The following is a 5,297-nucleotide window of genomic DNA, read 5'->3' as shown; positions in this document are numbered from 1 at the left end:
TGAATCGCCCCGTGTTTGCCAGAGACTCAATAACTTGAGAAACTGGAACTATGAAAAAATCAAATCGCTATACATCAGAATTTCGTGAACGTGCAATTAGGCTTGTTACCACACAACAGCATGAATACCCTTCTCTTTGGGCTGCGCTAGTATCGATTTCAGATAAACTGGGATGTACCCCAGAAACACTTAGAGCATGGGTCAAGAAATCTCAAGCTCAACCGTCTAAACCCTCTTCTAATACGCAATCAACTGAAGAACGCCTTGCCGTCTTAGAGCGCGAGAATAAAGAGCTCAAGCGAACGAATGATATCCTGAGGCAAGCTGCCGCTTTTTTCGCCCAAGCGGAGCTCGACCGCAAACAGAAGTAATAGTGGATTTTATTGATGCTTGCAGAGAGCATTACGGTGTCGAGTCAATTTGCAAGGAATTGCCGATTGCACCATCAACGTATTATTCTCATAAACAGATACAAAGAGAGCCTGAGCGACTGTCTAACCGCAAAAAGCGTGATGCTGAGCTGATAATACTCATTCGCGAAGTGTGGGAGGATAATATGTCAGTTTATGGTGCAAGAAAAATATGGAAGCAGCTACAGCTTGACGACCATCAAGTCGCCCGCTGTACAGTCGAACGATTGATGCGAGTTATGGGAATTCAAGGTGTTCGTCGGGGTAAAGCACATAAGACAACGATACCTGACGAGCAACAAGATAAGCCACTTGATTTAGTTAATCGTCAATTTACTGCTGAGCAGCCAAATCAACTTTGGGTAGCTGACATCACCTATGTTGCCACATGGAGTGGGTTTGTTTATGTCGCTTTCGTGATAGATGTTTTTTCACGATACATTGTAGGTTGGCGTGTATCAACGACAATGCACACAGAGCTTATTCTTGATGCGTTAGAGCAAGCTATTTGGCATCGTGGCAACCCCGAAGGGTTAATTCACCACAGCGACAGAGGCAGCCAATATTTGTCTATACGATACACTGAGCGACTTGCTGAAGCTGGAATTCAAGCGTCTGTAGGCAGTGTGGGTGACTCTTATGACAATGCATTGGCTGAAACAATAAATGGATTATTTAAAACAGAGATTATTCGCAGAAATGGCCCGTGGAAGAATGTTGATGCTGTTGAATACGCAACGTTAGAGTGGGTCAATTGGTTTAATAATCAACGCTTATTATCTTCAATTGGGTATATTTCACCAGCTCAATATGAAACAGACTACTATGATAATTTAAACGAGTCAGGTAAAGTGGCCTGACTTAAACAAACTGGTCTCCGATGAACTCGGGGCGATTCACAAAGTTATCAGACTTCTATCTTGAAGGAATGCACTTAGATTCAACATATGGGGAGCATTCGAGAGCTAAGCTCCAAGACATGATAGATGCTAAGCTCCATGGTATACCGTTGACAAAAGAACAGATTAAGTTAGCTAATAAAATATGTAACAAAGCACTTCAGGAAGCTTTATTGAATGATTAAATTTAAATACTCTTTCCCTAAAGGCTTTCAAAAAAGATTAAAGAGCTCTAATTTTTTAAAAAATGCTTTATCACAGCAAAAAGCTATATATGCAGAAGTGAAGAAGCTGTCCCAGATTAATGCAAATTTTTACAGTTCTTTATTTAATGAATCATTTATTTTGAGCTTAGTATTTTGTCCTCCAAAAAGGTTGAGCCGAAAGATAAGTGAGATTTATGAAAAATATCCTCTTCTTGCTGATAGATACAACCCGCACTTTAACTTTAGAAGTTATGATTTGAATTTTGACGTGGATTTGATGAAATTTAAAATAGATGCAGATGTAAATATTGTTTTTGCATTAAAGGATAAAGTTATCATTGAGCTGGATAAAATTCGCAATGAAAAATCTTCCATATTAGCCAAGTATTTTTCTATAGAACTTAAAAAGGCAACAAGACCGGTAAAAATATACCAAATATGTTGCAGGATTAGAAATGTACACTTAGGCACTACAGTTACTCCAAAAGATGTTAGAAATAGCTACCCGTTGTGGTTTGATAAGCTTCAAAAAATTTTTAACTATGAGGCTCTTAGAACTGAGTTTGGGCAAGCCATAATTGAATCGAGTTCTTTGAAAATCTGTCCTTACTGTAATAAAAGGGATATAGAAATTACTTATGGAAAATATGTTACAGCGAGGCCTGACTTGGATCATTTTTATCCTAAAAGTAGATATCCATTTTTGGCAACTACACTATATAATTTGGTTCCTGCATGTAGTTTTTGTAACCAAAAATTTAAAAGTTCTAAAGATACATATATGACAAATATGCATCCACTACTTGCTGGAACTAGAGATTATAAAGTTTTTAGTTTCATACCTCTTTTAGATAAACCTCCAATAATACTTTTAAATGGCAGTGCTAAATTTGTAAGCAATATTAAGTTATTTGAGCTCGAAGCAGAATATCAGAAAGATACGATAAAGCGAGAATACAAATCAATAAATGATAAATACGAGTCATTTAAAGGGATACTTGGCCCCAAGTTTGAAAAGCATCTAAACACTAAAAAAAATGTAGTTACAATGTTTGATATTGGGGGGGATAGAAACATATACAATACGAGTGCATATAAGTTTAAGTTAGATGTACTAAGTACTTTAACTAATAAAAACTACAGGAATTAGTTTGAGTAGCATATTTCGTCACACGGAAAAACCACTATTTTTTGTATTGATAGAATATTTCATCTACGCACTAAATGCCGTATAATCCGCGCCAAACTTCTACTTATGTATAACTGCCAGTCACACTGGCCGTGCGGGCAAAACCAATGAACTTACAAGATACCAGAAAAGATACGCTTGAACTAAATAAACTTCAAAAAAGACTCAGAAGAAATGTTGGCAATGCTATAACTGAGTATAATATGGTTGAAGATGGGGATGTTGTGATGGCTTGCATAAGTGGAGGGAAAGACTCATTTGCAATGCTTGACATCTTATTGCAGCTTCAGAAGTCAGCCCCAATAAAGTTCGATGTCATTGCGGTTAACTTAGATCAGAAACAACCTGGGTTTCCTGAACATATTTTGCCAGAGTACTTTGAGACATTAGACATTCCTTATTATATAGTGGACAAAGATACATATTCAGTTGTTCGAGAAAAAGTTCCGGAAGGTAAAACTACCTGTGGTCTTTGCTCTCGTCTTCGTCGTGGTACTTTATACTCATTTGCAGAAAAAATTGGTGCGACTAAGCTAGCACTTGGTCATCACATGGATGATATTGTAGAAACTATGTTCTTAAATATGTTTCATGGTTCTCGATTGAAAGCGATGCCTCCAAAACTACGTTCAGATGACGGCCGCAATGTCGTTATTCGTCCTTTATCTTACTGTCGAGAGAAAGATCTCATTACCTACGCTGAACACAAAGGCTACCCTATAATTCCTTGTAATTTATGCGGCTCACAAGAAAACCTGCAACGGCAGTCGATTAAAGGGATGTTAATCGATTGGGATAAAGAGTCACCAGGCCGTGTTGAAAGTATATTTAAATCTATTCAAAACATTAGCCCAAGCCAGTTAGCTGACAGAGAGTTATTCGATTTTATTAATTTGCCATTAGCAAGAGATGGTGAGCGTGACGCTTACGAATTCAGTGAAGCAACAGTATCATCTTCGAATATAGATGAATCATTATATATAGACGTTACTAATATATAGTGGTAATGGTCAACTAAGTTTGAATTGGCGACTAATTAGAGATATCTACGTTAGTCGCATATGTTTTTAGTTGCAACCACTTGAAGTAATTAAATTGTTTATAAACGTTTTTTCGTTAAAACTTTCTTTGAGCCCATATTTACCTTTTATGTATTTCCATTTATTTAGGTACTCGCAATGAAAGTGCTTATTTCGGGGCATCCACTTATGTGGCGGCTGAGCGCCTTTAGATTGGTTTGCGTTGTCTTCTACAGCTAAGAGATTTTCAAAGTCGTTGGCAAACTGAATCGCCCCGAGTTCATCGGAGACCAGTTTGTTTAAGTCAGGCCACTTTACCTGACTCGTTTAAATTATCATAGTAGTCTGTTTCATATTGAGCTGGTGAAATATACCCAATTGAAGATAATAAGCGTTGATTATTAAACCAATTGACCCACTCTAACGTTGCGTATTCAACAGCATCAACATTCTTCCACGGGCCATTTCTGCGAATAATCTCTGTTTTAAATAATCCATTTATTGTTTCAGCCAATGCATTGTCATAAGAGTCACCCACACTGCCTACAGACGCTTGAATTCCAGCTTCAGCAAGTCGCTCAGTGTATCGTATAGACAAATATTGGCTGCCTCTGTCGCTGTGGTGAATTAACCCTTCGGGGTTGCCACGATGCCAAATAGCTTGCTCTAACGCATCAAGAATAAGCTCTGTGTGCATTGTCGTTGATACACGCCAACCTACAATGTATCGTGAAAAAACATCTATCACGAAAGCGACATAAACAAACCCACTCCATGTGGCAACATAGGTGATGTCAGCTACCCAAAGTTGATTTGGCTGCTCAGCAGTAAATTGACGATTAACTAAATCAAGTGGCTTATCTTGTTGCTCGTCAGGTATCGTTGTCTTATGTGCTTTACCCCGACGAACACCTTGAATTCCCATAACTCGCATCAATCGTTCGACTGTACAGCGGGCGACTTGATGGTCGTCAAGCTGTAGCTGCTTCCATATTTTTCTTGCACCATAAACTGACATATTATCCTCCCACACTTCGCGAATGAGTATTATCAGCTCAGCATCACGCTTTTTGCGGTTAGACAGTCGCTCAGGCTCTCTTTGTATCTGTTTATGAGAATAATACGTTGATGGTGCAATCGGCAATTCCTTGCAAATTGACTCGACACCGTAATGCTCTCTGCAAGCATCAATAAAATCCACTATTACTTCTGTTTGCGGTCGAGCTCCGCTTGGGCGAAAAAAGCGGCAGCTTGCCTCAGGATATCATTCGTTCGCTTGAGCTCTTTATTCTCGCGCTCTAAGACGGCAAGGCGTTCTTCAGTTGATTGCGTATTAGAAGAGGGTTTAGACGGTTGAGCTTGAGATTTCTTGACCCATGCTCTAAGTGTTTCTGGGGTACATCCCAGTTTATCTGAAATCGATACTAGCGCAGCCCAAAGAGAAGGGTATTCATGCTGTTGTGTGGTAACAAGCCTAATTGCACGTTCACGAAATTCTGATGTATAGCGATTTGATTTTTTCATAGTTCCAGTTTCTCAAGTTATTGAGTCTCTGGCAAACACGGGGCGATTCA

4 protein-coding genes and 2 other annotated features are annotated in these 5,297 nt (G+C 38.8%); of the genes, 3 read left to right on the top strand and 1 reads right to left on the bottom strand.

From position 1 onward, the window contains the following. Positions 1-50: 50 nt before the first annotated feature. From ND6B_RS16775 to ttcA, 3 genes are all read left to right on the top strand, one after another. Positions 51-1,270 (top strand): IS3 family transposase gene (locus ND6B_RS16775; RefSeq protein WP_089368775.1). Its coding sequence is split into 2 segments (ribosomal slippage): positions 51-330 and positions 330-1,270, totalling 1,221 coding nucleotides; the frame shifts between segments, so codons are not numbered across the junction. Further along, positions 329-445: a sequence feature (AL1L pseudoknot), on the top strand. Its footprint overlaps the gene before it by 117 nt. 216 nt (positions 1,271-1,486) lie before the next feature. After that, a complete protein-coding gene (locus ND6B_RS16780; RefSeq protein ID WP_033102645.1) occupies positions 1,487-2,665 on the top strand; it encodes an HNH endonuclease in 1,179 nt (392 codons plus the stop codon). Positions 2,666-2,811: 146 nt separating this feature from the next. After that, positions 2,812-3,705 (top strand): tRNA 2-thiocytidine(32) synthetase TtcA, encoded by an 894-nt coding sequence (ttcA, locus tag ND6B_RS16785; protein ID WP_033102644.1) that lies wholly within the window; start codon positions 2,812-2,814, stop codon positions 3,703-3,705. A 322-nt stretch (positions 3,706-4,027) separates the two neighbouring features. On the opposite strand, the gene ND6B_RS16790 is transcribed toward ttcA, so the two are convergent. Next, positions 4,028-5,247, bottom strand: a protein-coding gene (locus tag ND6B_RS16790; RefSeq protein ID WP_089368775.1) for an IS3 family transposase whose coding sequence is annotated in 2 segments (ribosomal slippage) — positions 4,028-4,968 and positions 4,968-5,247 — 1,221 coding nt in all. Because the reading frame shifts where the segments join, the coding sequence is not laid out codon by codon here. Beyond that, positions 4,853-4,969: a sequence feature (AL1L pseudoknot), on the bottom strand. It overlaps the preceding gene by 117 nt. Positions 5,248-5,297: the final 50 nt, after the last annotated feature.

Origin of the sequence: Pseudoalteromonas sp. ND6B (genome assembly GCF_000764215.1) — a bacterium.
GTDB lineage: Bacteria > Pseudomonadota > Gammaproteobacteria > Enterobacterales > Alteromonadaceae > Pseudoalteromonas > Pseudoalteromonas tetraodonis.
This window is presented reverse-complemented; position numbering and strand designations above follow the sequence as displayed.